The sequence below is a fragment of the Neisseria sp. P0021.S005 genome, assembly GCF_051956955.1.
In genome coordinates, this window is the sequence record NZ_JBQCWY010000405.1 from 1 (window position 1) to 2,717 (window position 2,717).

General features: G+C 53.0%; 3 protein-coding genes and 1 pseudogene. All 4 read left to right on the forward strand.

Annotated elements, in window-relative coordinates:
• The first annotated feature begins 88 nt into the window (after positions 1-88).
• Entirely contained in the window at positions 89-433 is a 345-nt protein-coding gene (locus ACTHUE_RS14810) for a CidA/LrgA family protein (protein ID WP_107769156.1), read from the forward strand.
• Positions 433-1,131 (forward strand): LrgB family protein, encoded by a 699-nt coding sequence (locus ACTHUE_RS14815; RefSeq protein ID WP_413231329.1) that lies wholly within the window; start codon positions 433-435, stop codon positions 1,129-1,131. The genes ACTHUE_RS14810 and ACTHUE_RS14815 overlap by 1 nt, the downstream gene beginning before the upstream one ends.
• A 42-nt stretch (positions 1,132-1,173) precedes the next feature.
• Positions 1,174-2,394: a bifunctional glutamate N-acetyltransferase/amino-acid acetyltransferase ArgJ gene (argJ, locus tag ACTHUE_RS14820; RefSeq protein WP_070460366.1), complete on the forward strand. Its 1,221-nt coding sequence runs from the start codon at positions 1,174-1,176 to the stop codon at positions 2,392-2,394.
• Between the two features lie 77 nt (positions 2,395-2,471).
• Positions 2,472-2,717 (forward strand): annotated as a pseudogene (locus ACTHUE_RS14825) (chloride channel protein); the annotation flags it as partial.

The window sequence follows — 2,717 nt, forward strand, 5'->3', positions numbered from 1 at the left end:
CTTTTCAGACGGCCTGTGGCACGATATGATTCAATGATTAATAAATTTTTTGAGGCCGTCTGAAAAAGGATAAGGAGAAACCGGCTTAATGAATATTATTCGTGCCTTATTGGTGGTATTGGGTTGCCTGGCTTTGGGCGAGACGGCCGTTTGGATTTTGGGGTTGAAGCTGCCGGGCAGTATTGTCGGCATGGCTTTGCTGTTTGCCGCGCTTCAGGCCGGCTGGGTCAAATTGTCTTGGGTGGGAGAGCTGGCAGATATTTTGATGGCGAACCTGACTTTGTTTTTGGTGCCGCCTTGCGTGGCCGTCATCAGCTATTTGGACGTGATTGCAAACGACTGGTTTTCGATTTTGACGGCCACAATCGGCAGTACGATCTGCGTATTGTTGGTGACCGGCAAAGTGCATGAGTGGGTCAGGAGGTGGATGTGATGAACATAGACGGGCTGTTGCGTATGCCCTCGGTCATGTTGTTCCTGACTTTGGCCGTATATGCTTTGGCAGTGCAGATTCGGGCGCGCACGGGGAATGTGCTGTGTAATCCGGTATTGATCAGTACGCTGGTGTTGATGGGGTATTTGAAGGTATTTGCCATCGATTACGAGCTGTACCATTCTGCTTCTCACTTTATTGATTTTTGGTTGAAACCGGCAGTCGTGTTGCTGGCCGTGCCGCTTTATCGAAATTGGGACCGTATCCGCAGCCAGTGGTTGCCGGTGGTGCTGTCGCAGTTGGCGGGCAGCGTGACAGGTATTGTTACGGGCGTGTATTTTGCCAAATGGCTGGGCGCTTCGCGCGAAGTGATTCTGTCGCTGGCTTCTAAATCCGTGACGAATCCGATTGCGATTGAAATCACGGCGTCTATCGGCGGTATTCCGGCGATTACGGCAGCAACGGTGATTATTGCCGGGCTTTTTGGACAGATGGTCGGATATAAAGTGTTGAAAGGGGCGTTGTATATGCCTTCTTCAGTAGGAATGTCTTTGGGTACGGCCTCACATGCGATGGGTATTGCGGCGTCTTTGGAATACGGCCGCCGTATGGCCGCATATGCCGGTTTGGGCTTGACGCTCAACGGCGTGTTGACGGCGATATTGGTGCCTATCTTGATTCCCTTATTGGGCGTATAGCGTTTAGGCCGTCTGAAAATAGTGTAAACAGGAGAAAATGATATGGCTGTAAATTTGACTGAAAAACGTGCAGACGAATTGTTGGAAATCGACGGCATCCGTCTGTTTACAGGTCGTGCCGGCATCAAGCAACAAGACCGCGACGATTTGACGCTGATGGTGTTGGGCGGCGGTCATACGGTGGGCGCGGTGTTTACGCAAAACCGTTTCTGCGCCGCGCCGGTGCATATTGCCAAGTCGCATCTGTTTGACCAAGACGGTGTGTGTGCCTTAGTCATCAATACGGGCAATGCCAATGCGGGTACCGGCGCACAAGGCCGTCTGGACGCGATTAAAGTGTGCGCGGCGGCGGCAGAACAGGTCGGCTGCCAATCCAATCAGATTATGCCGTTTTCGACCGGCGTGATTTTGGAGCCGCTGCCTGTGGATAAAATTGTGGCCGCTTTGCCGCAAGTACGCCCTGCATTCTGGTCGGACGCGGCGCGTGCCATCATGACGACGGATACTGTACCGAAAGCTGCTTCACGCACAGGCCTGGTCGGCGAAAAACACACAGTCCGCGCTACCGGTATCGCCAAAGGCTCGGGCATGATTCATCCGAACATGGCGACCATGTTGTCGTTTATCGCCACCGATGCCAAAGTGTCCCAACCAATTTTGCAACTGATGACGCAAGAAATTGCAGACGAAAGTTTCAATACGATTACTGTGGATGGAGATACCAGCACCAACGACAGCTTCGTGATTATGGCGACAGGCCGTTGCGGTCAGAGCGAAATCGACAACACCGCCGATCCGCGCTATGCGCAGCTCAAAGCCTTGCTCGGTTCGCTGGCTTTGGAATTAGCGCAGGCGATTGTCCGTGATGGCGAGGGTGCAACCAAGTTCATTACGATTGAAGTGCAAAACGCGAAAACCCGCGAAGAGGCGCGCAAAGTGGCTTATGCCGTCGCCCATTCGCCTTTGGTGAAAACCGCGTTCTTTGCCTCCGACCCGAACTTGGGCCGTCTGTTGGCAGCCGTCGGCTATGCCGGTATTGAAGACTTGGACGTCGATGCTTTGAAAATGTGGCTGGATGACGTGTTGGTGGCCGAAAACGGCGGCCGCGCGGAAAGCTATACCGAAGAAGCAGGACAAGCGGTGATGAACCGTCCGGAAATCACCGTCCGCATCGATTTGCAACGCGGCGATACGACGGCGGCTGTCTATACCTGCGATTTGTCGCACGAATATGTGTCGATTAACGCGGATTACCGTTCTTAAAAACCTTTATCCTTGTTTTCAGACGGCCTTTGAGAAAAGTATCAAGGCCGTCTGAACACATTGACTGCGTGTTTATGATGAAATTTCCCCAGACTTGGGCGGCGCGCCTCGCCCACAAAATCCGCCAAACCAAACGCCTGTCGAAAAAGAGCATTGCCCTTCTGTTTTTGCTGGCAGGCTCGGCACTGGTTGCCCTGACGGCTTTGATGTTTGCGTACTTGGCGGATTTGGCTTTGGAATGGAACGCTTTGCTGGCGGGTAAATATCCGTGGTTTGCGTGGGTGGCCTTGCCGCTGGGCTTGCCGCTTTTGGCATGGTTTACG

What these genes read in the sequence shown, in the direction of transcription:
- ACTHUE_RS14810 (WP_107769156.1), top strand. Translation starts at nt 89, where the DNA reads ATGAATATTATTCGTGCCTTATTGGTGGTATTGGGTTGCCTGGCTTTG.
- ACTHUE_RS14815 (WP_413231329.1), top strand. Translation starts at nt 433, where the DNA reads ATGAACATAGACGGGCTGTTGCGTATGCCCTCGGTCATGTTGTTCCTG.
- argJ (WP_070460366.1), top strand. Translation starts at nt 1,174, where the DNA reads ATGGCTGTAAATTTGACTGAAAAACGTGCAGACGAATTGTTGGAAATC.